Genomic DNA, 22,909 nt, shown 5'->3' on the forward strand with positions numbered 1-22,909 from the left:
ATTTTTGTATCGATACTTTTTTCAACATTGGCCGCAGTTCCCCGGCCCAGTTCCCACGGAGCTCCCCATGGCAAATCCGGTCGCGGCAAACCCGGTTGCGGACTTCTTCGACTCGTTGAGGAAGAACGCGGACGCGGTCCTGGCTGAAAGCGGCGATTCCGCGAAGATCCAGATCCAGATCGGCTCGGCCACCTGCGAGCACGCGGCGGGTTCCCTCGAGGCCCTCGACGAATTCCAGAAGCACATCCAGGCTTCCGGGCGCGACGACATCGTCATCCACAAGACCGGCTGCACGGGCCGCTGCAGCAAGGAGCCCATCGTGGGCATCACAGCTCCCGGCAAGATGCCCGTCAAGTACGAGCGCGTGGACCGGGCCCTGGTGCACAAGATCTTCTCCAGCCACATCCAGAAGGGCGAGCCCCTCGTGGAGCACGCCCTGGACGGCTCCCTGGACAACCGGGCCGAGCTCTCCTTCATCTTCTGCGAAGGCCGCCGCTGCACCACGGGCCAGACCCTCAAGCACGCCTTCGACCGCAAGCTCAAGGAGCAGGCGGTTCCCGCGAGCCGGGTCAAGACCAGCCACGTGCGGTGCTTCGGCGCCTGCAGCGACGAGACCGAGGGCAAGTGCACGCACGTCCTCGTGAACCCCGACCAGGTCCTCTACCGCATCTCCACCGAGAAGGACCTGGACGAGATCCTCGAGAAGCACGCCATCGGCGGCGAGCCGGTGGACCACCTGCGCTGCCCCGAGAAGCCCATCACCCAGGACTTCTACTCCCTCTACGGCGACATCCACTTCTTCAACCACCAGAACCGCATCGCCATGCGCAACAGCGGCATCGTGGACCCCGAGAACCTGGAGGAGTACGTCCGGTTCGGCGGGTTCAAGGCCCTGGCCACGGTCCTCGGCAAGAACGACCCCCTCTGGGTGATCAACGAGGTGCTCAAGGCCCGCCTGCGGGGCCGGGGCGGCGGCGGCTTCCCCACCGGCCAGAAGTGGAAGATCGCCCATGACCAGGCCGAGACGACCCGCTACCTCATCTGCAACGGCGACGAGGGCGATCCGGGCGCGTTCATGGACCGCGGCATGCTGGAGTCCGACCCCTTCAACATCGTCGAGGGCATGATCATCGCGGCCTTCGCCATCGGCGCCGGCCACGGGTTCTACTACATCCGCGCCGAGTATCCGCTGGCCATCAAGCGCATCCAGAACGCCCTGGCCAGGTGCCGCAAGGCCGGCCTCCTGGGCAAGAACATCATGGGCTCGGGCTGGGACTTCGACATGGAAGTGCGCCTGGGCGCCGGCGCCTTCGTGTGCGGCGAGGAGACCGCCCTCATCCGCTCCATCGAAGGCGAGCGCGGCCAGCCCAAGGTCCGCCCCCCCTACCCCACCGTGCGCGGCCTCTGGGGCAAGCCCACCTGCATCAACAACGTCGAGACCTTCGCCAACGTCAGCGCCATCATCAACTACGGCGGCGAGTGGTTCGCCAACCAGGGCACCGCGGAAAGCGGGGGCACCAAGGTCTTCGCGCTGGCCGGCAACGTCAAGCACACGGGCCTCGTGGAAGTTCCCCTGGGCACGCCGCTGTCCAAGGTGGTGTTCAACATCGGCGGCGGCGTCAAGGACGACAAGGCCCTGAAGGCCATCCAGACCGGCGGTCCCGCGGGCGGCTTCATCCCCGCCTCGCAGGCCGACATGGAGGTGGATTTCGGCCCCCTCTCCCGGGCCGGCTCCATCATGGGCTCCGGCGGCATGATCGTCCTCAGCGAGGACGACTGCATGGTGGACCTCTCCAAGTTCTACCTGAGCTTCACCCAGGAGGAGTCCTGCGGGAAGTGCACACCGTGCCGCGAAGGCACGACCCGCATGCTCGAGATCCTCGAGAAGATCACCTCGGGCCGGGCCGTCCTCTCCGACCTGGACAAGCTCGAGCGCCTCGCCAGGCTCTGCCAGCAGACCGCCCTGTGCGGCCTGGGGCGCGCCGCGCCCAACCCCGTGCTCAGCTCCCTCAAGAACTTCAAGGAGGAGTACCGCGAGCACATCGTGGACAAGAAGTGCAAGGCGAAGAAGTGCGTCGCCCTCATCCGCTACCAGATCGATCCCGAGACGTGCATCGGCTGCACCGTCTGCGCCAGGAACTGCCCGGTGGAGTGCATCTCCGGCCAGCGCAAGACCGCCCACCTGATCGACCAGGAACGCTGCGTGAAGTGCGGGCAGTGCTTCGAAGTCTGCCGGTTCGACGCGGTCGAACGCGTCTAATCCATCGCACCCCTGACACAGGAACCCACGATGACCGAGACCATGATCAACCTCACCATCGACAGCGAGCACATCCAGGTGCCCAAGGGGACCACCGTCCTCAAGGCCGCCGAGAAGCTGGGGATCCACATCCCCAGGCTCTGCTACCACCCCAAGCTGAGCCTCGAAGGCGCCTGCCGCATCTGCGTGGTGCAGGTGGAGGGCTTCAGCAGCTTCCTCACCGCCTGCAGCCACGAGGTGTGGGAGGGGATGAACGTGCAGACCAACTCCCCCGAGATCCGCCTCGCCCGGCGCGACATCGTGGAGCTGCTGCTCGACAACCACCCAATGGATTGCCAGACCTGCGACCGCGACGGCCAGTGCGAGCTCCAGAAGCAGGCCTACCGCCTGGGCGTCCGGGAGCGCCACTTCGAGGGCAAGCGCAAGCGCTTCCCCATCGACGACGCCAGCGAGTCCGTGGTGCGCACCCCCGAGAAGTGCATCCTCTGCGGCCGGTGCATCCGCGTCTGCGAGGAGGTCCAGGGCGTGCACAACCTCAGCCAGCACGGCCGCGGCTTCGAGACCGTGGTGGGCCCGGCCAACCTCGGCCCCATGGACGAGAGCGCCTGCATCCAGTGCGGCCAGTGCATCAACGTCTGCCCCACCGCCGCCTTCCTGGAGAAGGACCACACCGAGCGCGTGTGGGAGGCCCTGGCCATGCCCCGCGACAAGAAGCACATCGTCGTGCAGCCCGCCCCCTCCATCCGCGCCGCCATCGGCGAGTGCTTCGGCCTGCCCATCGGCACCCCGGTGACGGGCAAGCTCATCACGGCCCTGCGCCGCCTGGGCTTCGACGCGGTCTTCGACACCAACTTCGGCGCCGACCTGACCATCATCGAGGAGGCCCACGAGTTCCTCCGCCGCATGGGCGGCGACGGCCCCCTGCCGCTGCTCACCTCCTGCTCCCCGGGCTGGGTCAGCTTCATGGAGAAGTTCTACCCGGAGATGATCCCCCACACCTCCACCTGCAAGTCCCCCATGTCGATGCTCAGCACGCTCTCCAAGACCCACTACGCGGACAAGAAGGGCCTCACCGCCGACCAGGTCTACATGGTGGCCATCATGCCCTGCGTGGCCAAGAAGTTCGAGGCCTCCCGCCCCGAGCACGCCATGGAGGACGGCACCCCCTACACCGACGCCGTGCTCACCACCCGCGAGCTGGCCTGGATGATCAAGTCCTACGGCATCGACTTCGTGAACCTTCCCGACGGCGAGTTCGACCGGCCCCTGGGGATCTCCTCGGGCGCCGCCGACATCTTCGGCGCCACGGGCGGCGTGATGGAGGCGGCCCTGCGCACCGCGGCCGTGAAGCTCACGGGCGACGAGCTGGGCCCCCTGGTCTTCGAGGACGTCCGCGGCGTGACCGGCCTGAAGGAGGCCAGCATCACCATCGCGGGCAAGGAGATCAACATCGCCGTCTCCAACGGCCTCACCAACGCCAAGACGATCCTGGAGGCCATCAAGAACGGCCCCAAGCAGTACCACCTGGTGGAGATCATGGCCTGCCCCGGAGGCTGCGTCGCCGGCGGCGGCCAGCCCTACCCGCCCTTCTCCATGGACGTGCTGGATCCCGAGCTGGGGCGCCTGCGCGCCAAGGCGCTCTACAAGATCGACAACGACAAGCAGCTGCGCCGCAGCCATGAGAATCCCGCCATCGAACACCTCTATGCCGAGTACCTAGGCGAGCCCAACGGGGAGAAGGCCCACCACCTGCTCCACACCCACTACCACGCCCGGATGCCCAGGGGGATCAAGTGAGCACCATCGCGAACACCGACAACTGGCTCGAGATCAAGGCCGCGGCCGAAGCCGCCCTCCCCGCGAACGTGGTGGAGTTCATCGCGTCGCTCTCCGGCACCGTCCACTCCGAGAGCCACCTCATCGCCATCCTGCACCTGGTGCAGGCCGAGACCGGCTGGCTCTCCACCGAGCAGATGGGAGCCGTGGCCCAGCTGGCCCAGATCCCCCTGGCCAAGGTCACCGGGGTCGCCACCTTCTACCACTACTTCCGCCTCCAGCCCCGCGGCAAGCACATGATCAACGTGTGCCTGGGCACCGCCTGCTACGTCAAGGGCGCCGACAAGATCAGCCAGCGCCTCATGGACAACCTGGGCATCCAGTTCGGGGAGACCACCAAGGACGGCATGTTCAGCCTGGAGTCCACCCGCTGCCTGGGCACCTGCGGCCTGGCGCCCGTGGTGATGATCGACGACCAGGTCCACGGCCCGGTGACCCCCGGCGAGGTGAGCCTGATCCTGGAGCGCTACCTGAAGAAGGACAAGGCCGCACCGAAGGCCTGATCCGCAAGATCCCGGGAATGGCCGGAGCATCCGGGGCGGCGCGTGGGAACGCCGTCCTGGATCTCCGGCCAGGTTTATTCAGAGGCGCCGGCACCCTTCCAGCCTGGACAGGGTGGCGTCGAAGGTCCCCAGGGGCACCCCTCCCGAAGCTTTCACGGTCTCGAGGATGAAGCAGTCCGCGAAGTCGGCCCGGCAACCCTCCCAGGTCCGCAGCGCGGCCTCCAGGAGGGCCGGTTCCTGCACCTCCAGTTCCGCCATCTCCAGGAGGGCCTGGGCCACCTGGCAGACCTTCTCCTTGGTCAGGCCGTAGCGGCTCATGAGCACCCAGACCAGTTCCAGCAGGGACAGGTGCGTCACGAGGACCGGATGGTTGCGCTTGACGAAGGCCTGGGCCTTCTCGAACTGGCCGGGATCATCCCGCGTGACGAGGCGGACCAGGACGTTGGTGTCGATGGCGGCCATCCTCACCGCCCCCCTTCGTCGCGTTTCGCGCGGGAGGCCAGGAATTCCCGCCTCGCGTCCTTCAGCTCCTCGTCCGTGAGCCGGACCTCGAGCGGGCCGATCAGCGCGTGGAGGTCGGTCCAGGTGGCCCGCTTGGGCCGGACCCGGTACTCGCCGTTCTCCCCGCGGTCCCAGATCAGCTGCGTCCCGGGCCGGATGCCCAGGTCCCGCCGGACTTCGGCAGGCACCGAGATCTGGCCTTGCCGGGTGACCTTGGAGACGGCGATGAGCATGGACACTCCTGCATTACCAAGGGTAATGCAATGTTTCCCTGGCGCAAGGGCTTCATCGCCACGGATTGCCATGGGACCGAAGGAGGCCGCCTGATTCCTGGAGTGGGTTGGGAACGTGGATTCTGAAATGAGCCTTCCAATCTGGGTTCTTCCGAAAAGGACCAGGATGGCCCGGCATCCCCTCCCGCTAAAGGGCCATGGGGAAAGGGCTCAACCTGTGCGCGCCTTGCAGGGTCAAGTGGCTATTCTTTCAATACCCGGCGAAAAGCCCCTGGAGCCTCCATGTCCCTGGTCCCCCTCGTACTCATCGCCTGCCTGCCCCTCGCGGCCCAGCAACCGGCCGGTGGCACCCCGTCTCCGGATCACTGGACGGGCACCGTGGGAGCCATGGTCCTCACCGTACCCGCGGCGCCGGGGGCCTCGAAGAACCGCACCCTCCTCCTCCCGACCATGAGCGCCCAGTATGGCCGGTTCTTCCTGGGTTCCACCCGGGTCGCCCTCGGATTCGGCGGGGGCGTGCAGCTCTGGCGCACCCCCGAATGGACCTGGGAGGTGGGGCTGGGGGTCGGCGACAGACGGCCGGAAAACCGGGCTCCCGAACTGGCGGGCATGGGCGACCGGAACCTGGGCGCCTGGGCCGGAACGGGCCTTCTTTGGCGCAGCAAGGGCTGGAACGCCATGGCCGCGGTGGCCCACGGCCTGGCCGACGGCGCCGGCAACCGGGCGACCCTTTCCCTCGGCCAGTCCATCCGGCTGGCGCCCCGCTGGAGCCTCACCGCTGGGCTCCACGCCACCTGGGCCGACACCGAAGGCATGGCCTACGATTTCGGCATCGACGCGGGCCAGGCCCAGCGGCGGGCCGCGCTGGTGGCTGCGGGGGACACCCGCCTGGGGGCGGGAGACACCGGCCCCTTCGCCCCGCGCGCGGGCCTGCGGGACCTGGGCGGCCTCCTGTCGCTGGGCTACCATCCGGGGCGCAAGGTCTCCTATCACCTCAGCCTGTTCGGGACCACCTTCCCCGGGGATGCCCGCCGGAGCCCCCTGGTCCGCAGGGAGTCCAGCCTGAACGGAGGGGCCGGGTTCAGCTACCGCTTCGGCGGCCCGCAATAGGCCCCGGAAGCGGCTACGATGAAGCCATGACTCCCAAAGGCTGGAAGCGATTCCTGTCCCGGCTCCGGCGGCTCCCGCTGAGGCTGCGCAAGGTCCTGCGCGGGGGCACGGAGGGGCTGCACCTCAGCAAGATCAAGGGCGCGGGGCTGACCTTCGTGGAGAACCGGCCCTACGTGCCCGGGGACGATCCCCGGGCCATCAACTGGCCCCTCACGGCCCGCACGGGCGAGCCCATCATCAAGATCTTCCAGGCCAGCCGCGAGCTCATCGTGTGGCTGGTGGTGGACCCCTCGCCCTCCATGTTCCTGGGCGACCCCGTGAGCCCCATCCGGTGGGCCCTGGAGATCTGCGGGGCCGCCCAGGCCACCACGGCCGCGGGCAAGGACCGGCTGGGCCTCCTGGTTCCGGGGGACGCCAGCACGCCGCCCCTGCGCATCGCCCCCCGGCGTGGCCGGGTCCAGGGCCTGCACCTCCTCGAGGCCCTCTCCGGACGCGGCCCGGCCATCCCGGGCCCCGCCGACTGGCAGGAGGCGCTGGGCCACTGGGGCGACCACGGACGCGGCCACCGGCTGTGGATCCTGAGCAACGGGGCGGGGCTCCAGGGCCTGGCGCCGCTCCTCAAGCCCCTGGCGGCGCGGCACCGCGTGGTGTGGTTCAGGCCCGAGCAGCCCCACTACCGCCACATGCCCAACTGGCCCGACCCGGGCTTCCCGCCCAACGTGGAGCGCCAGGACTGGAACATCATGGAGGACCCCGTCACCCGCCTGGGGATCTGGCTCAAGGGCGGAGGCGGCTGATGGGCGCGCCCGTGTGGAAGGCCCCCGCCGAACTGCCCATGGGCAGGCTGGGCACCCTGGAACTGCGGGACGACGACCCCGCGGCCCCGCCCCTGCCCCGGCCGGGGGAGGAGCGCCTGGGCCCCCTGGCGGTGCGGGGCGTGGACCCCCTCAAGGACGGCCGCGGCTGGCGCATCACCGTCCAGCCCCTGGGCCCCGGGCTCGCGGTGGTCCGGCCCATCGACCTCGGCGACGGCCGCAGGACGGCGGAGCTGCGGATCACCGTGCCCCGCACCGTGCCCTTCGGGGCGCCCTGGGTGGCCGTGGGCGGGGGCAGGGAGGACCTCCTGCCCTTCGTCCCCTTTCCCTGGGAATGGGCCACGCTCCTGCTGATCCCCCTGGCCGGGGCGGTCTGGGCGCTGCGCCGCCACCACCTCAAGGGCTCCGCCAAGCGCCGGCGCCGCGCCGCCCGCAGGGCCTTCGCGCACCACTACCCGCCCCGCGAACCCGGACGCCTGGGGCTGGACGCGGCCCACGCCACAGGCCGGGACCTCCTGGCGGCCCACTTCGGCGACGACGCCCTGGGCTGGGGCGCCGAGGCGATGCGGGCCCGGGGCCTGGACGCCTGGGCCACCTGGGTGCTGAGCCTGGACGCGGCCCGCTTCGCCCGCACCGAGCCCCCCTTCCCGCCGGTGGCCGACCTCCTGCACGCGCTGGAGGGGAAATGACCCTGGCCCTCCGCTACCCGTGGCTCCTGCTGCTCCTCCTGCCGGGCATCTGGATCGCGGTGCGCACCAGCTACCGGTGGGGCATCCCCAGCTCCCGGCCCTCGGGCCGCGTGGCGCGCTGGCTGTCGCACCTAATCCCCGCCCTCATCGTGGCGCTGCTGGTGGTGGCGGCCGCGGTGCCCGAAAGGCGCACCGATGTGGCGGGGCGCGCCCCGGTGGTGGACTTCGCCGTGGTCCTCGACGGTTCCAGCTCCATGAAGGCCATGGACGGCGGCGCCAAGGAGGACCGGTGGAACGCGGCGCGCCGGCTGCTCAAGCTCTTCATCGCCGGGCGGGACCACGACCGCTTCGCGGTGGTCCTGTTCAGCGCCCACCCGGTGACGCTCACGCCCCTCACCGCCGATCACGTGCGGCTCTGGACCATGCTGGAGCGCCTCGAGATCGAGAGCCGGGACGATGGCACCGCCATCGGCAGCGCCCTGATGACCGCCGTGCGCCGGCTCTCGGACAGCCCCGCCCGCTCCCGGGTCATCCTGCTCCTCACCGACGGGGCCCAGAACCGGGGCCACGTCGAGCCCCTGGAGGCCGCGGAGGAGGCCCGGCGAAACGGCATCCGCATCCACACCGTGGCCATCGGCGGCGACGGGGACGCCCTCTACCCCCTGGAGGGCGGCGGCTTCGCCAGCCTCAAGGTGGAGACGGACCCCGAAACCCTCAAGCGCATCGCCCAGGCCACGGGCGGCGAGGCCTTCAGCGCCGGCGACCCCGCGGGCCTGGCCCGGAGCATGACCGCCATCGACGCCCTGGAGAAGACCGCCCTCCCCGTGGACGCGCCCACCGAGGGCAGGCCCCTGGCGCGCTGGTTCCTCCTGGCCGCGGGCATCCTGGCGCTGCCCCTGGTGCTGGACCTGGGCCGCAAGCGCGGCCGGCCCGCCCCGGCCTGGATGGTGGACCCATGATCCCCGGCACCTTCTCCCACCCCGCCCTCCTCTGGCCCGGCCTGGGGCTGGCCGCGCTGGCGCTGGTGCTGGGCCTCTGGGCCCAGAGCCGGCCCGGGCTGGGGGTCCGCGTCGTGGCCCAGCTGCCCCTGGCGCAGGGCCTGGGGCTCGCCTTCATCCTGCTGGGCGCGGGCATCGGCCTGGCCGAGCCCCGGTGGGGGGCGCCGGAGGCCCCGCGGCTCACGGTGCGGGTGGTGCTGGACGCCAGCCGCTCCATGGGCGTCCGGGACGCGCCGGGCCCGGGCGGGGTCCCGCGTACGCGATGGGAGGCGGCCCTGGCCGTGCTGGACAAGCTCTGGTCGCAGCCCAACCCCGGGATCCTGTTCAGCCTGGATCTCCTCACCGGCGACGCCATCCCGCTCCTGCCGCCCGGGGACGACCTCAGGCTCCTCCGGGACGCCCCCCGCGCCGTGACGCCCGGCGAACTGGGCTCCCCCGGCACCTCCATCGGCAGGGGCCTGCCCCAGGTGGCGGCCCAGGCCGGCCCCCGCACCCCCGAAGTGATCCTCCTGGTCGGCGACGGCGAGGAGACCTGGGAGGCGCCGGAGGAGGCCCTGCAGCGCAGTTCCGCCCTCCTGGCCAAGGCGAAGCTGCCCCTCTACACCCTCTGCGTGGGCCAGACCGCCAAGCAGCCGGTGGACGCCGGCGGCAAGGACGAGGCCCTGTTCAGCCAGGCCCGCCCGGACTATATGGCCGCCCTGGCCAAGGCCGCCGGCGGCCGCGCCCTGGCCCCGGGCGACGACCTGGCGCGGCTGTTCCAGGACCTGGCCCAGGGCCGCGAGCCCCTGCCCATGTCCCGCTCCCTCCTGCCCGCCCACCCCGAGGCCGGGGCCTGGCTGGCCCTGGCCGGCATCTGCATCTGGCTCGCCGCCGCGGGCAAGCCCATGCGGGCCTGGCGCCCCTTCCTCCTGATCCTGGCCGTCCTTGCGGGGTCCGCCCAAGCGGTCCCCGCCCGGGCCGAGGTGCCGGTGCCCCAGTCCATCCGCGCCTGGATGGCCCAGAGCGCCCTGGACCACGAGGACCTCGCCTCCGCCCAGCGGTGGAAGCCCCGGGGCGACGCCCCCACCCACCGCCTGCTGCGCGCCCGCATCGAACTGAAGTCCAAGGCCCCCAAGGACGCCCTGGAGACCCTGGCACCCCTCACCGGCCAGGGCGCCCCCCGCCCCCTGCCCCCCTGGCGCGTCCCCGCCCTGCTCCTGGCGGCCAAGGCCAGCCTGGACCTGGGCCGCCCCGAGGACGCCCGCACCCTCCTGGAGCGCGTCCTCACGGAACAGCCCGGTCGCGAGGAGGCCGTCCACAACCTCCAGACCCTCCTCAAGGACCCCGGCCCGCCCCCGCCCAACCCCAAGAAACCGCCCCCGCCCCCGCCGAGCCAGGCCGCCAGACAGGACGAGCTGGAAGGGCTCAAGCAGCGGCTTCCGAAAAAGCCGCCTGGAGGGGTGAAGGATATCTGATGGGCAGTCGGCCCGCCCAGGCCGGACCCTGCCTTGCCCCGGGCCGGGGTGCGATCGGTTCCCGGACTGGGCGCCGTGAACCGGTCCACGAAGGTCCGGGCCGATCAGGCCTGCCCCCAGGGCGTCGCGTCCGGGAAAGGGCCGGCTGGCCGGGGCCGCGGCGATGACGTTGAGGACGTTCCGCGCCCGGAGCCGGCGTACGACCGCCAAGACGTTCAGGCCCAGGGGACGATGGCTCCCGCCGGGATGGCGCCGCCGCGATGGCCTTGGCGGCCTCCACCCGAGTGAATCCTTCCGGATGATCCATAGGCTTTTAATATTGCCTGACGGGAGGCCCTGAGCGTTTGGCTGGCTTCTGGCCGCCTTTCCATTGCCAAGCCAACCCAGGAGCATATTATTAATTAATAGTTTTGGAGCACCCCATGTCCAGATCCTCCGCCCTTGTCCTGGCGGGCTTCGCCCTGCTCGCCGCCCCCGCCCTCCGCGCCACCGACCTGGATTCCCCCCTGCGCTTCGGCCTGCAGGTCACGGCCGCCAGGCCCCTCCAGGATCTGAAGGCGATCACCGGCCAGACCGGAACGGGCGGCGGGCTCTTCTTCGAGACGGACCAGGGCCAGGGCTGGACCGTGCGCACCCGCCTGGACGTCCTAGCCTTCAAGGAGAACGCGGCCCGGGCCCGCGGCCTCCTGAACGACCTGGTGGCGCCCCGCGCCGTCAAGGTCAGCGCCAACCAGTTCTCCGTGGGCGTGGAGCTGCGCCATGGCGTGCCCGGGTTCGCGCGGCCCTTCCTGCTGGGCGGGGTCACCCTGAGCCGGGTGGAGTTCGGGACGGTGGGCCCGGTGCCGTCCGGGTCCGGGATCGGCTGGGACAAGCAGAAGACCTCGGTGAAGATGGGCTTCGCCGCGGGGGGAGGCTACCGTTTCACGGACGCCCTGGCCTTCGCGCTGCGGTACACCACCATCAGCGTGAGCGGCGTGACCCTTGCGGCCTTCGAGGGCGGGCTGGAGTACCGTTTCTAGGGGCAAACCTGTAGGTACCGTACAACCAAGCGCGAGAAGGGCCCTCGAATGGCCAGGCTGTACCGACAGGATTGCCTCTAGAACTTCAGGACGAGGCCGAACCCGCTCCCGGAGCGGTCCAGCGCGATGGCCAGATCCTTGGAGATGCTGTCGGTGGGCACCTTCCAGGACTCCGCCGACGTGAAGGCCCGGACGCCCAGCCAGCTCAGGGGGAAGTACCGCACGTCCGCCCCGACGTTGTGGTAGGTGGCGCCCTTGTAGCCCAGGTAGTGGTAGTAGCCCCGCAGGACCAGGCGGCCATCCAGGCCGTAGTAGCCCAGCGAAGGCCCCAGCTGCGGCATGGGGAGGCCGGACTTGAAGGAGGCGGTGGAGGTGACGCCCGTGAGGTAGCTCTTCCCGGTGGCGGTGAGATCCAGGGCGGTGCCCCGCACCCCCAGGTCCACCCCGATCCAGAACCCGGGCGTCCTCATGAACCGGATCGTCCAGTTGCCCGTGTAGTTGGTCATCTTCACCGTGGTGGCGACGTTGGCCTGGGCGTGCCAGGTCTCGCCGGAGATGGTGACGTCCCGGGAGATGAGGTTGGAACCCAGGTAGTCCTGGGATTCCGCGGACAGCTCGAGGCCGAAGCGGGGCCCCTGGTATTCCAGGCCCACGCCCACCTTGGTGGTGTCCTTGACCAGGGCCAGGTCCTTGATGATGTCGAAGTTGACCGGCTTGCCGTCCTGCTGGCCGGTGTAGCTGCCTTCCAGGGTGGGGGCCACGCGATGCACGTCCAGGTACCAGGACCCCCGGGACTGGGAAAAGGCGGGCAGCGACGCCAGGATGGCTGCCGTAAGGACCAGAGTCCGCATGTGACCTCCCTGGGAGCTACCCGAGCGTGATGACGCCGCCGTTGATGTTCACCGTGCCGTGGTCGAAGGTGGCCGTCACCGATTCCCGGGTCGCGGCTCCGGTCGTCCGGTTGTCCTGGATGACCAGCGTGCCGGTCACCGGGTAGGCGCCGCCCTTCACCCAGGTGAGCGGGGAGGCCGGGTCGATCTGGATGTTGACGTTGTCCCCGGCCGCGGAAGCCACGGCGAAGGTGCCCGAGAGGGTGAATCCGGCGGCCGTCGTGGTGCTCGCCAGGCTGCAGGTGAACGTCCAGACCTTGCTGTTGGCGGGGACCGCGGTGTCCGTCACCGTGATGTGGAAGCCGGGGTTCGAGGTCAGGGTGGCCGCGGCGCCGTTCACCACCGCGCCGAGGCTGCCCGTGTACACCCACTGCACCGCCTGGCTGCGGGTGTTGACGAGGGAGCCGAAGGTCTCGACGTAGGTGTGGGTGGTGCCCGACAGGGTATCGACCAGGGTCAGGGTCCCGGCGAGGGTCCCCCCGCTTCCGGACTTGCACCCGGCCAGGGCGAGGGTGGCGGTGGTGCCGCTCACCGTGGGCGTGACGCAGGACGGGTAGGTGCCGCCCAGGACCCCGGGGAGGGTCGTCATGACATCCATGAATCCGAAGACCGAGACGCCCGCGGGCGAGCCCTTGATGGACTCGGTATCCGTGTTGTTCGTGTCGATCCTGGATTCCGTGGCGCACCCGAGCAGGACGGCGATCCCCACCGGAACCAGCAGCAACCGAATCTTCATGGCCACTCCAGAAAAAAGGAAACAGCACTCGTTTCCGTCAATGGCGGAAATGATATGCAATTCATGCCGTCCTGCAACCGTTGGCTATTTTTTCGCGTCGACCGACTTGTTGATCCAGTCCGCGAAAGGCGCGGCGGGAAGGTACCCGGGCTGCTGGGAAAGGACCTTGCCGTTCTCGTCCAGGATGAACAGGGCGGGGAAGCCCTCGACCTTGTAGGTGGCCTCGATGCCCTTATCGGCGGTGGGGGAGCCGTCCTTGAGCTGGGTCTTGACGCTGAGGGGGACCACCCTGGCCAGGGCGTCCTCGGCCACCTTGGCGGGGAAGGTGTCGCGCTGGAGCTTGATGCACCAGCCGCACCACTCCGTCCACACGTCCATGAAGATGACCTTGTGCTCCTTCCGGGCCCGGGCCTGGGCCGCGGCGAGGTTGGTCTCCCACTTGACGCCCTTGGCCATGAGCGTGCCTGCGATGAGGAATGGGATCAGGACCAGCTTCATGGCGACCTCCTACGGTGTGTCCCACCTTACGTCAACATCCGCCTAACCGGAAGGGGAACCCGCCCGTAACCCCCTTCGACCGGCCACAACCCACCCGTCCCCTTCCCGGAGGCCCCATGAACAGTGTGTTCGCAACGCTCGCCCTCTCCACCCTCCTGGCCGGCTCCGCCATCGCCCAGGCCCCCAAGTTCATCGTCGTGGACGTCGTCAGCAAGTCCAGCCTCAACCACCACCGCGAGGACGGCCCCAAGGAGGTCCACGCCCGCATGCCCATCTCCCTGGCGAAGGGCGTCCTGGAAATGGCCAATTCCAGCGAAGTCAAGATCAACGGCAAGATGAAGAAGGACATCAAGATCGACCAGCTGATGGCCCTCCTGGAGAACGCCAGGTCCGGCGACATCCTCCTGGAGCTCACCACCGACAAGGGCGATCTGGTCAAGATCACCCTACAATAGCCGGATGCCCATAGCCGCCCAGACCCTCATCCGCGTCCGCTACGCCGAAACCGATGCCATGGGCATCGTCCACCACGCCGTCTATCCGGTGTGGATGGAGCTGGGCCGCTCCGACCTGCTCCGGCAGCTGGGCGACGGCTACGCCCAGTGGGAGGCCCAGGGCGTGCTCCTCTCGGTGAGCGGGATCAGCCTCACGTACCGGGCCCCGGCCCGGTACGACGAGCTGGTCACCGTCACCACGCGGGTCAGGGAGGCCGGGCGCAGGAAGCTGGTGTTCGGCTACGAGGTCACCCGCGACGGGGTGCGCCTCGCCGAGGGCGAGACCACCCACCTGGTCACGGGCCCCGACGGCAGGAACCGCACCCTCCCCGACGCGATGCTGGCCCTGGTGGCTTCCGCCCTATAAACTGGGCACATGAGCCTCAAGCCGATCTCCCTCCACAACACCCTGACCCGGAAGGTGGAACCGGTGGCGCCCCTGGAGCCGGGGGTCGTCACGCTGTACACCTGCGGCCCCACGGTCTACAACTTCGCCCACATCGGCAACCTGAGGACCTTCCTCTTCCAGGACCTCATGAAGCGCACCTTCCTGGCCGCGGGCTACCAGGTGCGCCACTGCATGAACATCACGGACGTCGAGGACAAGATCATCCGCGACTCCCAGAAGGACCTGGCCCCCGGCGCGGACAACGAGGCCCGCCACGCGGCCATGGCCCGGCTCACCGCCCACTACACGAAGGCCTTCCTGGAGGACCTCGCGGCGCTGCGGGTCATCGAGCCCACCTACACGCCCCGCGCCACCGACTACATCCCCCAGATGGTCGGCCTGATCCGGAGCCTGGAGGAGCGCGGCCTCGCCTACGTGCGGGACGGCTCGGTCTACTACCGCATCGCGGGCCTGGCCCACTACGGGTGCCTGGCCCACCTGGACCGGGAGGGCATGCAGGCCGGGACCTCCGTGGATGCCGACGAGTACGAGCGGGACTCCGTGCAGGACTTCGTGCTCTGGAAGGCCGCCAAGGAAGGCGAGCCCTGGTGGCCGAGCCCCTGGGGCCCCGGCAGGCCGGGCTGGCACATCGAGTGCTCGGCCATGGGCATCGAGCTCCTGGGCCCCCGGGTGGACATCCATTCGGGCGGCGTGGACCTGGTGTTCCCCCACCACGAGAACGAGATCGCCCAGAGCGAGGGCAGCCTGGGCCACCGCTGGGTCAACACCTGGGTGCACGGCGAGTTCCTCCTGGTGGAGAACGAGAAGATGTCCAAGAGCCTGGGCAACTTCTTCACGCTGCGGGACCTGGTGGCCAAGGGCTACGATCCCGCCACCTTCCGGTTCACCATCCAGTCCAACCACTACCGCAAGGTCCTGAACTTCTCCTTCGAGGGGCTCAAGGGCGCCGAGAACGCCCTGCGGCGGATCCGCCAGTTCCGCAAGCGCATGGAGGGCGACGGGACCCTGGCCGGCCAGGGCGCCATGAAGGAGGCCATCGACCCCGCCGCGCGCGTGGAGGCCGCCCGGGAGGGCTTCTGGGCCGGCATGGCCGACGACCTCAACGCCCCCGAGGCCCTGGCGGCGCTCTTCACCCTCATCACCGACATCAACGCCCAGGACGACCGGATCGCCCTGACGCGGGAGGAGCGGGACGCCGTGCTGGCCTTCCTGGACGAGACCAACGCCGTCTTCGCCTGCTGGCCCCACGAGGAGGAGGCGTCCCTGGACGCCGAGGTGGAGGCCCTCATCGAGCGCCGCCGGGAGGCCAAGGCCGCGAAGAACTGGGCCGAGTCCGACCGGGTCCGGGACGAGCTGAAGGCCCTGGGGATCCTCCTGGAGGACCGCAAGGACGGCACGGTGGGCTGGCGGCGGGCCTGAAGCCGCCCTTCTTGAACGGGCCGCCCGCCCCACTCAAACGGATCGAAGGGGCCCATCATTCCGGCAGGCGCGTTCCAGTTCCGCCGCCACCAGGTCCGGCTCCAGGTCCTCCAGGCACTGCCGCCGCCGGCACTGGCGCTCCCGGCAGGGCGAACACTCGATCCCCGTGCGCAGGACGGTGCCGGCCCCTGCGGGCAGCCCCGCCACCACGGGGTCCGATCCGCCGTAGACGCCCACGGACCGCACGCCGAGCACCACGGCGAGGTGCAGCAGCCCCGTGTCGGGCGCCACGACCCGGTCCGCCTGGCGCAGAGCGGCGGCCAGCTGCCACAGCGTCAGGGATGGCAGCGCTTCCACGCCCGTGGCCGCCGGAAGCCAGGCCCGCAGATCCTCCTCCTCCGGGCCCAGCGACCAGCGCAGCTGGTACCGGCCCTTGAGCCGATCCGCCAGGGCGATCCAGTGCCGCAAGGGCCAGCGCTTGATGGCGCCGCGGCGGGAGGCTCCGGGCACCAGCACGGCCCGGGGCCGGCCGTCGGCGGCCCACACCGGGCCCGGGTCCGGCAGGACGGCGTCGGCCAGGGCCGGGCGGAAGGTCCCGAGGCCCGGGACGCCCCGGCTGTCGCCGTAGGCCCCGGCGAGGCCCAGCGCCTGGGCGTAGCGGGTCTGGCGCAGGTACGGCAGGGGCCGCGTCTGCAGGAACCCCGCCCCCTCCCGGGCGAGCCCGTCCCCCCAGCGCTCGGGAATCTCCGCCAGCCAGGGCGGCAGGGCCGACTTCAGGATCCCGTGGAAGTCCAGGGCCACGTCGGCCCCGCGCAATTCGCCGGCGACCCGCTTGAGCTCCCCCAGGGCCGTCAGGGGGCTGCCCAGCCTCCCCCGGCGCACCACCACCGGCTCCAGCCAGGGCATGGGCGTCAGCAGGAAGGCGTGGCGGTCCTCAATCACGGCCTGGAAACAGGCGCCGGGAAAGGCCTTCCCCAGGTTCGCCCAGGCGGGCAGGACCCTGAGCACGTCCCCCAGGGCTGAAAGGCGGAGCAATACGATGCGCATGGTGGCGATTCTACTACCTGCCGACTCCAGGCGGATGCTCGCCGACGGGACCTCCCCGCCGGCCGATTCCCTGGACGCGGCGGAGGAGCCCGGGCTTACTCTGGATCCACACCCTCCGGGAGCCGCCGTGTCCGAGATCAAAGCCTACCTCCAGTCCCTCCATCTGGCGCTGGCCGGGAGCGACCCCGCCCTGGTGCAGGACGCCCTGGCGGAGACCGAGGCGAGGTTCCGGAAGGAGCGGGAGCGCCTGGCCTGGGCCGAGCCGATGCTGTCGGGGCCCGAGGCCGTGGCCCGGATCCTGGCGTCCCTGGGATCCCCCGAGGAGCGGGCCGAGACCTACCGCCAGCGGGAGCGGGTGGTGGCCGAGGTCCTGGCGCCGGCCCCGTACGCCCCCCCCGCCGAACCCGGGGAGGAGCCCGCCCCCCCGAGACCCTGGCCCTCCTTTTTCGGCGTCTTCCTGGACCCCCGGGCCTACACCTCCCTGGTCTACCTCCTGATGGCCATGTTCACCGGCATCTTCTACTTCGTCTGGGCCGTCACGGGCCTCTCCATCTCCCTGGGGTTCATCATCCTCATCATCGGCCTGCCGCTCCTGGTGCTGTTCCTGGGCTCGGTGCGGGCCCTGGGCCTGGGCGAGGGGCGCCTGGTGGAGGCCATGCTGGACGTGAGGATGCCCCGCAGGCCCCCCCTCCTTCCCGAAGGGAAGACCTGGGGGGAACGCCTCAAGGGCCTGTTCGTTGACTCATACACCTGGAAGTGCCTCATCTATCTCATCCTGCACCTGCCCCTGGGCATCCTGAGCTTCACGTTCGTCCTGCTGGGGCTCGCCTTCTCCCTGGCCATGGTGGCGGCCCCGGTGGGCCACTTCCTCCAGCAGTCGCCCATCGTGGTGTGCGGCTCCATGGAATACGACCTCCCCGGGTGGGCCCTCGCCCTCCTGCCCCTGGGCGGGATCCTGGGGCTGGCCGGCACGCTGCACCTGGCCCTGGGCCTGGGCCGGCTCCACGGAGCCATGGCCCGCGCGCTCCTGGTGCGGCGCTGAGGGGTTGCGCATTTGGTCATAGCTTTCCACCTTTGCAAAAAGGCCCCCTCGGCCTGACAATTGAAGGAACCATGAGAGGGCCCATCCACATGCGCATCCACACCGGCTTGGTACTTACGCTGCTCAGCACCCCCGTCCTTGTCGCCCAGGCGCCCGCCGCCCCGGCGAGCCTCGGCCAGCGCCTCGCAGCGGAAAGGCCTGAAATCAAGAAGCTTAACGACGCCTTTGAGTACGGCCAGGCCCAGGCCCGGGCCGAGGCCCTCATCCCCGCCGCCAAGCCCGCCTTCGACAAGTCCAGCGTCAACAACCTCCACACGAGCACCCGCACCTACGCGGACCTCTGCCAGGTCTACTTCCTGGCCTTCCAGGCGGCCGACAACAACGGCCAGTGGGAGAAGGGCCTGGACTACCTGAACAAGGCCCTGGAAACGGCCAAGGAGAACGTGGCCTCCGGCAAGGAGGGCCTCACCGAACAGCGCGACTACTGGAAGAAGAAGGCCGACGCCTACCAGGAGCTCATGAACAAGAACGCGGACGCCATCCGTCTGCTCAAGGCCAAGACCAAGCTCGAGGACTACGAGGAAGGCACCATGGCCACCGTGAAGTCCTGGGACAAGGAGAAGGCCGACGGCGAGAAGTGGAGCCAGTTCTTCCAGTACGACCTCGACCTGGCCACCCGCAACGTGGACGACTTCCAGAAGTTCGTCGACCTCCAGGCCAAGAAGATCAAGGACCAGCAGGCCGACATCGACACCTACAAGGGCCACCCCGGCGACAAGGAGAAGTGGGCCGAGGCCGTGGCCTCCAGCAAGGCCTACCTGGACTCCTTCGCCGAGAAGGCCGACAAGGTCGCCTTCCTGCACCGCCTGAAGGTCCTGGCCCCCGACAACCGCAAGGTCCAGAACGCCCTCGACGTGTCCCTGGGCCGGGCCCTGCCCGACAAGCCCGCCCCCGCCAAGAAGAAGAAGTAGCCCTTCCAGACCCCTGGGGCCACCCCGGCGTGACAGCCGGGGTGGCCCCAAGTGTTAGTCTTGGGGAATGGCACATCGCAAAAATCAAGGCCCGCCCCGCTCCTTCTCCCCCCGCCCCCCCCGGCCCAACCGCCCCGACCGCCCGACGCCGCCCGCCCCCGGGTCCTCGGCCCGGCTCTCGGAGACCTTCGAGGCCACCTACCTCGGCCACCCCGAGGGCACCAGCGGGTTCCTGCGCCCCCTCGGCGCCACCCGCGGCCAGCGCCTCGACCTGCTCGTGGACTGGCGCGAGGGCCACGGCGCCATCCACGGCGACAAGGTCCAGGCCGAGATCACCGGCACCACCTACGACGGCCGCCCCAAGGCCAAGGTCGTGCGCGTCATCTCCCGCAACCCCGATCCCATCCCGGCCCACCTGCAGAAGCAGGAGTGGGGCTGGCGCGCCATCCCCCTCGAGCCCCGCCTCTCCCAGATCGTCAGCGTCCCCCCCACGGACCTGGCCGGCGACGGCGACCTGGTCAGCGTGCTGCTGGATCCGGATCCCGGCGCCCAGCAGATCAAGGGCGTGGTGAAGGCCCGCCTGGGCCGCCCCACCGACCTGCGCATCGAGAACAAGCTCACCGCCGCCCTCTACAACCTGCGCACCGAGTTCCCCGACGAGGTGATGGAGGAGCTGGCCCCCTTCCCCACCTCCATCCCCGAGGCGTGGATCCAGGGCCGCGAGGACCTGCGCGAACTCCTCACCGTCACGGTGGATCCCCCCACCGCCAAGGACTTCGACGACGCCATCAGCCTGGAGGTCCTGCCGGCCAGCGAGGACGGGGGCTGGCTCCTGGGCGTGCACATCGCCGACGTGAGCCACTACGTGGCCGAGGGCGGCCCCCTGGACAAGGAGGCCCTCCTGCGGGGCACCTCGGTCTACTTCCCCGACCAGTGCATCCCCATGCTCCCCGAGCGCCTCTCGGGCGAACTGTGCAGCCTGCGGGAAGGCGTGGACCGCCTCACCATGACCGCCTGGATCACCCTGGACGAGGACCTCCAGGTGCGGGAGACGCGCCTGACGGAATCCGTCATCCGGTCCCGCAAGCGCCTCACCTACGACGAGGTCAAGGAGGGCTGCATCGACAACGCCCAGGCCCGGCGCCGTGACATGGGCCGGGACGTGGCGGAGATGCTCGACGAGGCCCTCCGGGTGTCGCGCTCCCTTACGGCAAAGCGCCTGGGCCGCGGCGCCCTGAACCTGGACACGGACGAGACCGAGTTCGTCTTCGGGGAGGACGGCCGCCCCGTGGACGCCCGCCGCTACGCCCACCACGACGCCCACCGCATGATCGAGGAGTTCATGCTGCTGGCCAACGAGGCCGTTGCGACGTTCTTCACCCGCCGCAAGATCGCCACCATCTACCGCGTGCACGACGTGCCCGACCCCCTCAAGCTGGAGGCCTTCAAGGAAGTGGCCGCGGCCTTCGGGCTGCTGCGCCCCTACGATCCGGCCACCCCCGAGGTGCTCAACGCGATGCTGGACAGGATCCGCGGCGGGCCCCTGGAGGCCATGCTCAACACCCTCCTGGTGCGCAGCCTCAAGAAGGCCGAGTACAGCGCCGACAACATCGGCCACTCGGGCCTGGCCCTCCAGGACTACCTGCACTTCACCAGCCCCATCCGCCGCTACCCCGACCTCGCCGTCCACCGCGAGCTGCGCAAGGTGCTCCAGAAGAAGCCCCTGCCCGACGGCCTCCACAGCATCCTGGCCGTGGTCGCCAAGCAGTGCAGCGACACCGAGCAGGGCGCCACCGAGGCCGAGCGCGAGAACGACAAGTGGAAGACCTGCCTGCTCATGCGCACCCGCATCGGGCAGCGCTTCGAGGGCCGGATCCAGGGCTTCTCCCTGAAGGCCGCCTTCGTGCGCCTCGACAGCCCCTTCGTGGAGGTGGGCGTCCCCCTGGGCGCCCTGGGCGGCGCGTTCACCGTGGACGAGAACCGCACCAAGGCCTCCACCGCGGGATCGGGCGTCGTGCTGACCATCGGCGACGCCGTGAAGGTGGAGATCACCGGCGTGGACGAGGACCTGCGCCGGGTATCGGCCTGGGTTGTTGAAGCCAAGGCCAAGGACGGCAAGGGCAAGGCCGTCACCTTCGTGCCCAGCCTCGCCGCCCCCGCCCACCTGCGTGAGGCCGACTTCGTCCGGGAGCCCGCGCCCCCCCGGGGCCGGCCGCCCAAGTCGGTGCGCCAGGCCGCGGTACCAGACCGCAAGGCCCGCCCCGAGGGCGCCAAGCCCTACGTGCGCCCGGGCCGCCCCGGCGGCGCCCAGGCCCGTCCCAAGGCCCCCAAGGGCAGCGTGCGCGGCCCCGCCCGCCGCAAGAAGGTCTAGGCCGTGGCGGTGCCCACCACCATCTGCCTCGGCGTGGATCCCGGCTCCCTGGCCTGCGGCTTCGCCGTGGTGAGCCGGTGCGGTTCCCGCCTGGAGCTGGTGGAGGCCGGCGTCATCCGCTCCCAGCGGGGCGCCGACTTCGACAAGCGGATCCTGGGCATCCACCTCAAGCTCGCCGAGGTCATCGAACGCACCCGGCCCCACTTCATGGCCGTGGAGTCCCCCTTCGTGGAGAAGAACGCCGCCACCGCGATCAAGCTGGGCCAGATCCGCGGCGGCATCCTCCTCACCGCCGGCCTCCACGGCCTGCCCGTGGGGGACTACAACCCCATGCAGGTGAAGAAGGCCGTCAGCGGCTACGGCTGGGCCGACAAGACCCAGGTGGGCAAGATGGTCATGGTGCTGCTCAGCCTGAAGGAGCCCCTCCAGGCCGATGCCGCCGACGCCGCGGCCGTGGCCATCGGCCATCTCATGGCGACGCGGGTGCCGGGGAAATAGGCCGGGTTGCTATCATGGACGGATCCCCGAATGAACGAGGTCCATCCATGCTCCGGTTCCTCCTGTCCGCCCTTCTCCTGGCGGGTCCCGTCCTCGCGCAGGCCCCGCCCCTGGTCGAATTCGACAAGCTCACGGTCCTGCGCCGGCCGCCGTCCCCGCCCTATCCGCCGATCGCCAGGATCGCGCAGGTCCAGGGCCGGGTCGTGCTCTCCGTGACGATCGGCCCCACAGGCCTTCCCGAGGCGGCTCAACCCGTCTCCGGCCCCGCGCTGCTCCGGGCCGCGTCGGTGGCCGACGCCCTGCAGTGGACCTTCGCCCCTGTCCAGATCGAGGGAAGGCCCGCGCGGGTCCGCACCACCTTCGCGATGCCCTACACCCTGAAGGACGCGCCGCAGCCCGCGCGGGAGACCGGAGGCGGGCGGATCGTGGTCCAGCTCGGCCTGATCCCCTCGCCGCTCAACGTGCCCGTGGACCTTCCGGCCCTGGAATGGGAAGTGCTCGGCCGCCTCACCCGGGCCGGGCTGCAGGTGGCGGATCCGGCCGCCGCCGATCCCGGCGAGGGCCTCCACCTCCAGCTGAACCTCCAGGCCGCGCGGACTCCGGACGCGATCCAGCTCCTCAACCTCCAGGCCCGGTGCTCCCTGCTCGCGGACCGGGACCTCGCGCGGAACACACCCGGGGAGGCCCAGCGGATCTGGTTCGACAGCCACGTCTCCGGAAGGGTGGAGAAGGTGGACTTCCAGGACGAGATCGCCCGGGCCTTCAGGGAGAGCCTCGACACGCTCCTCGGTGGACCCGAGGCTCCCGCCCCCCTGCCCGAATCGAGCACGAGGACCGTCGAATTCAAGCAGATGAAGATCCGCTACCAGCCGCCCGCGCCGCCCTATCCCGCCCTGGCGCGGGAGCGCCGGGTGGAAGGGGTGGTCGTCGTCCACATCATGGTGGATCCTGCCGGAAGGCCGACCCGGGCGGAGGCCCTGACCGGCCCCCCCGAACTCATCATGACGGCGGTCCGCTACGCCCTCCAGTGGCGGTTCGATCCGGCCCTGCTCGACGGGGTCCCGCAGGCGGCGCGCTTCAAGCTGACCCTGCCGTTCCGCCTGGGGAAGCTCTAGA

The 22,909-nt window shown here is 70.2% G+C and carries 23 protein-coding genes; 17 read left to right on the plus strand and 6 right to left on the minus strand.

Annotated elements, in window-relative coordinates:
• Positions 1–67: 67 nt before the first annotated feature.
• The 3 genes from RAH40_RS07540 to nuoE are packed head-to-tail and all read left to right on the plus strand — an operon-like array spanning position 68 to position 4,599.
• Complete coding sequence (locus RAH40_RS07540) at positions 68–2,260, plus strand: NADH-ubiquinone oxidoreductase-F iron-sulfur binding region domain-containing protein (RefSeq protein WP_306601477.1); 2,193 nt, start codon at positions 68–70, stop codon at positions 2,258–2,260.
• Positions 2,261–2,290: 30 nt separating this feature from the next.
• Positions 2,291–4,057 (plus strand): NADH-dependent [FeFe] hydrogenase, group A6, encoded by a 1,767-nt coding sequence (locus tag RAH40_RS07545; protein WP_306601478.1) that lies wholly within the window; start codon positions 2,291–2,293, stop codon positions 4,055–4,057.
• Positions 4,054–4,599, plus strand: coding sequence for an NADH-quinone oxidoreductase subunit NuoE (gene nuoE / locus RAH40_RS07550; protein ID WP_306601479.1), 546 nt, complete (start codon positions 4,054–4,056; stop codon positions 4,597–4,599). Before RAH40_RS07545 ends, nuoE begins: the two co-directional genes overlap by 4 nt.
• 78 nt (positions 4,600–4,677) lie before the next feature.
• Here nuoE and RAH40_RS07555 read toward each other — a convergent pair whose 3' ends face one another.
• Positions 4,678–5,061 (minus strand): PIN domain-containing protein, encoded by a 384-nt coding sequence (locus RAH40_RS07555; RefSeq protein ID WP_306601480.1) that lies wholly within the window; start codon positions 5,059–5,061, stop codon positions 4,678–4,680.
• Between the two features lie 2 nt (positions 5,062–5,063).
• Positions 5,064–5,333, minus strand: coding sequence for an AbrB/MazE/SpoVT family DNA-binding domain-containing protein (locus RAH40_RS07560; protein WP_306601481.1), 270 nt, complete (start codon positions 5,331–5,333; stop codon positions 5,064–5,066).
• Between the two features lie 282 nt (positions 5,334–5,615).
• Between RAH40_RS07560 and RAH40_RS07565 the strand changes: the two genes are divergently transcribed.
• The 6 genes from RAH40_RS07565 to RAH40_RS07590 all read left to right on the plus strand — a co-directional run bounded on the left by RAH40_RS07565 (position 5,616) and on the right by RAH40_RS07590 (position 11,418).
• Positions 5,616–6,443 carry a MipA/OmpV family protein gene (locus RAH40_RS07565; protein WP_306601482.1) on the plus strand — a complete coding sequence of 276 codons (828 nt, stop codon included), beginning with the start codon at positions 5,616–5,618 and terminating at the stop codon, positions 6,441–6,443.
• Between the two features lie 26 nt (positions 6,444–6,469).
• The gene (locus tag RAH40_RS07570) at positions 6,470–7,240 is read left to right on the plus strand and encodes a DUF58 domain-containing protein (RefSeq protein WP_306601483.1); all 771 of its coding nucleotides are present in this window, start codon (positions 6,470–6,472) and stop codon (positions 7,238–7,240) included.
• Positions 7,240–7,947 (plus strand): hypothetical protein, encoded by a 708-nt coding sequence (locus RAH40_RS07575; RefSeq protein ID WP_306601484.1) that lies wholly within the window; start codon positions 7,240–7,242, stop codon positions 7,945–7,947. Before RAH40_RS07570 ends, RAH40_RS07575 begins: the two co-directional genes overlap by 1 nt.
• Positions 7,944–8,906 carry a VWA domain-containing protein gene (locus RAH40_RS07580; protein WP_306601485.1) on the plus strand — a complete coding sequence of 321 codons (963 nt, stop codon included), beginning with the start codon at positions 7,944–7,946 and terminating at the stop codon, positions 8,904–8,906. The genes RAH40_RS07575 and RAH40_RS07580 overlap by 4 nt, the downstream gene beginning before the upstream one ends.
• Complete coding sequence (locus tag RAH40_RS07585) at positions 8,903–10,399, plus strand: hypothetical protein (RefSeq protein WP_306601486.1); 1,497 nt, start codon at positions 8,903–8,905, stop codon at positions 10,397–10,399. The genes RAH40_RS07580 and RAH40_RS07585 overlap by 4 nt, the downstream gene beginning before the upstream one ends.
• Before the next feature lie 422 nt (positions 10,400–10,821).
• Positions 10,822–11,418: an outer membrane beta-barrel protein gene (locus RAH40_RS07590; RefSeq protein ID WP_306601487.1), complete on the plus strand. Its 597-nt coding sequence runs from the start codon at positions 10,822–10,824 to the stop codon at positions 11,416–11,418.
• Between the two features lie 77 nt (positions 11,419–11,495).
• Here RAH40_RS07590 and RAH40_RS07595 read toward each other — a convergent pair whose 3' ends face one another.
• The 3 genes from RAH40_RS07595 to RAH40_RS07605 all read right to left on the minus strand — a co-directional run bounded on the left by RAH40_RS07595 (position 11,496) and on the right by RAH40_RS07605 (position 13,542).
• Entirely contained in the window at positions 11,496–12,269 is a 774-nt protein-coding gene (locus RAH40_RS07595; protein ID WP_306601488.1) for a hypothetical protein, read from the minus strand.
• A 16-nt stretch (positions 12,270–12,285) separates the two neighbouring features.
• A complete protein-coding gene (locus tag RAH40_RS07600) occupies positions 12,286–13,044 on the minus strand; it encodes a hypothetical protein (RefSeq protein WP_306601489.1) in 759 nt (252 codons plus the stop codon).
• 84 nt (positions 13,045–13,128) lie between these two features.
• Positions 13,129–13,542: a thioredoxin family protein gene (locus RAH40_RS07605; protein WP_306601490.1), complete on the minus strand. Its 414-nt coding sequence runs from the start codon at positions 13,540–13,542 to the stop codon at positions 13,129–13,131.
• Positions 13,543–13,658: 116 nt separating this feature from the next.
• Here RAH40_RS07605 and RAH40_RS07610 point away from each other — a divergent pair, with 116 nt between their 5' ends.
• From RAH40_RS07610 to cysS, 3 genes are read left to right on the plus strand one after another with little or no spacing between them, the layout of a single operon-like run.
• Positions 13,659–13,997, plus strand: coding sequence for a hypothetical protein (locus RAH40_RS07610; RefSeq protein WP_306601491.1), 339 nt, complete (start codon positions 13,659–13,661; stop codon positions 13,995–13,997).
• A gap of 4 nt (positions 13,998–14,001) precedes the next feature.
• Positions 14,002–14,403 carry a thioesterase family protein gene (locus RAH40_RS07615; RefSeq protein ID WP_306601492.1) on the plus strand — a complete coding sequence of 134 codons (402 nt, stop codon included), beginning with the start codon at positions 14,002–14,004 and terminating at the stop codon, positions 14,401–14,403.
• Positions 14,404–14,412: 9 nt separating this feature from the next.
• On the plus strand, positions 14,413–15,864 hold the full coding sequence (gene cysS / locus RAH40_RS07620) for a cysteine--tRNA ligase (protein ID WP_306601493.1): 1,452 nt from the start codon (positions 14,413–14,415) through the stop codon (positions 15,862–15,864).
• Positions 15,865–15,897: 33 nt separating this feature from the next.
• Here the strand turns inward: cysS and RAH40_RS07625 are convergent, their stop codons facing one another.
• On the minus strand, positions 15,898–16,911 hold the full coding sequence (locus RAH40_RS07625; protein WP_306601494.1) for a glycosyltransferase family 9 protein: 1,014 nt from the start codon (positions 16,909–16,911) through the stop codon (positions 15,898–15,900).
• A 127-nt stretch (positions 16,912–17,038) separates the two neighbouring features.
• Here RAH40_RS07625 and RAH40_RS07630 point away from each other — a divergent pair, with 127 nt between their 5' ends.
• From RAH40_RS07630 to RAH40_RS07650, 5 genes are all read left to right on the plus strand, one after another.
• Positions 17,039–17,953 (plus strand): sensor domain-containing protein, encoded by a 915-nt coding sequence (locus RAH40_RS07630; RefSeq protein ID WP_306601495.1) that lies wholly within the window; start codon positions 17,039–17,041, stop codon positions 17,951–17,953.
• 71 nt (positions 17,954–18,024) lie between these two features.
• Positions 18,025–18,924, plus strand: coding sequence for a hypothetical protein (locus tag RAH40_RS07635; protein ID WP_306601496.1), 900 nt, complete (start codon positions 18,025–18,027; stop codon positions 18,922–18,924).
• A gap of 67 nt (positions 18,925–18,991) precedes the next feature.
• Positions 18,992–21,295, plus strand: a complete 2,304-nt coding sequence (locus RAH40_RS07640; protein WP_306601497.1) for a ribonuclease R family protein — start codon at positions 18,992–18,994, stop codon at positions 21,293–21,295.
• 3 nt (positions 21,296–21,298) lie between these two features.
• A complete protein-coding gene (gene ruvC, locus RAH40_RS07645) occupies positions 21,299–21,793 on the plus strand; it encodes a crossover junction endodeoxyribonuclease RuvC (protein WP_306601498.1) in 495 nt (164 codons plus the stop codon).
• A 47-nt stretch (positions 21,794–21,840) separates the two neighbouring features.
• Entirely contained in the window at positions 21,841–22,908 is a 1,068-nt protein-coding gene (locus RAH40_RS07650; protein ID WP_306601499.1) for a TonB family protein, read from the plus strand.
• The last annotated feature ends 1 nt before the right edge of the window (position 22,909 follow it).

It is taken from the genome of Geothrix sp. 21YS21S-2 (assembly GCF_030846775.1).
GTDB lineage: Bacteria > Acidobacteriota > Holophagae > Holophagales > Holophagaceae > Mesoterricola.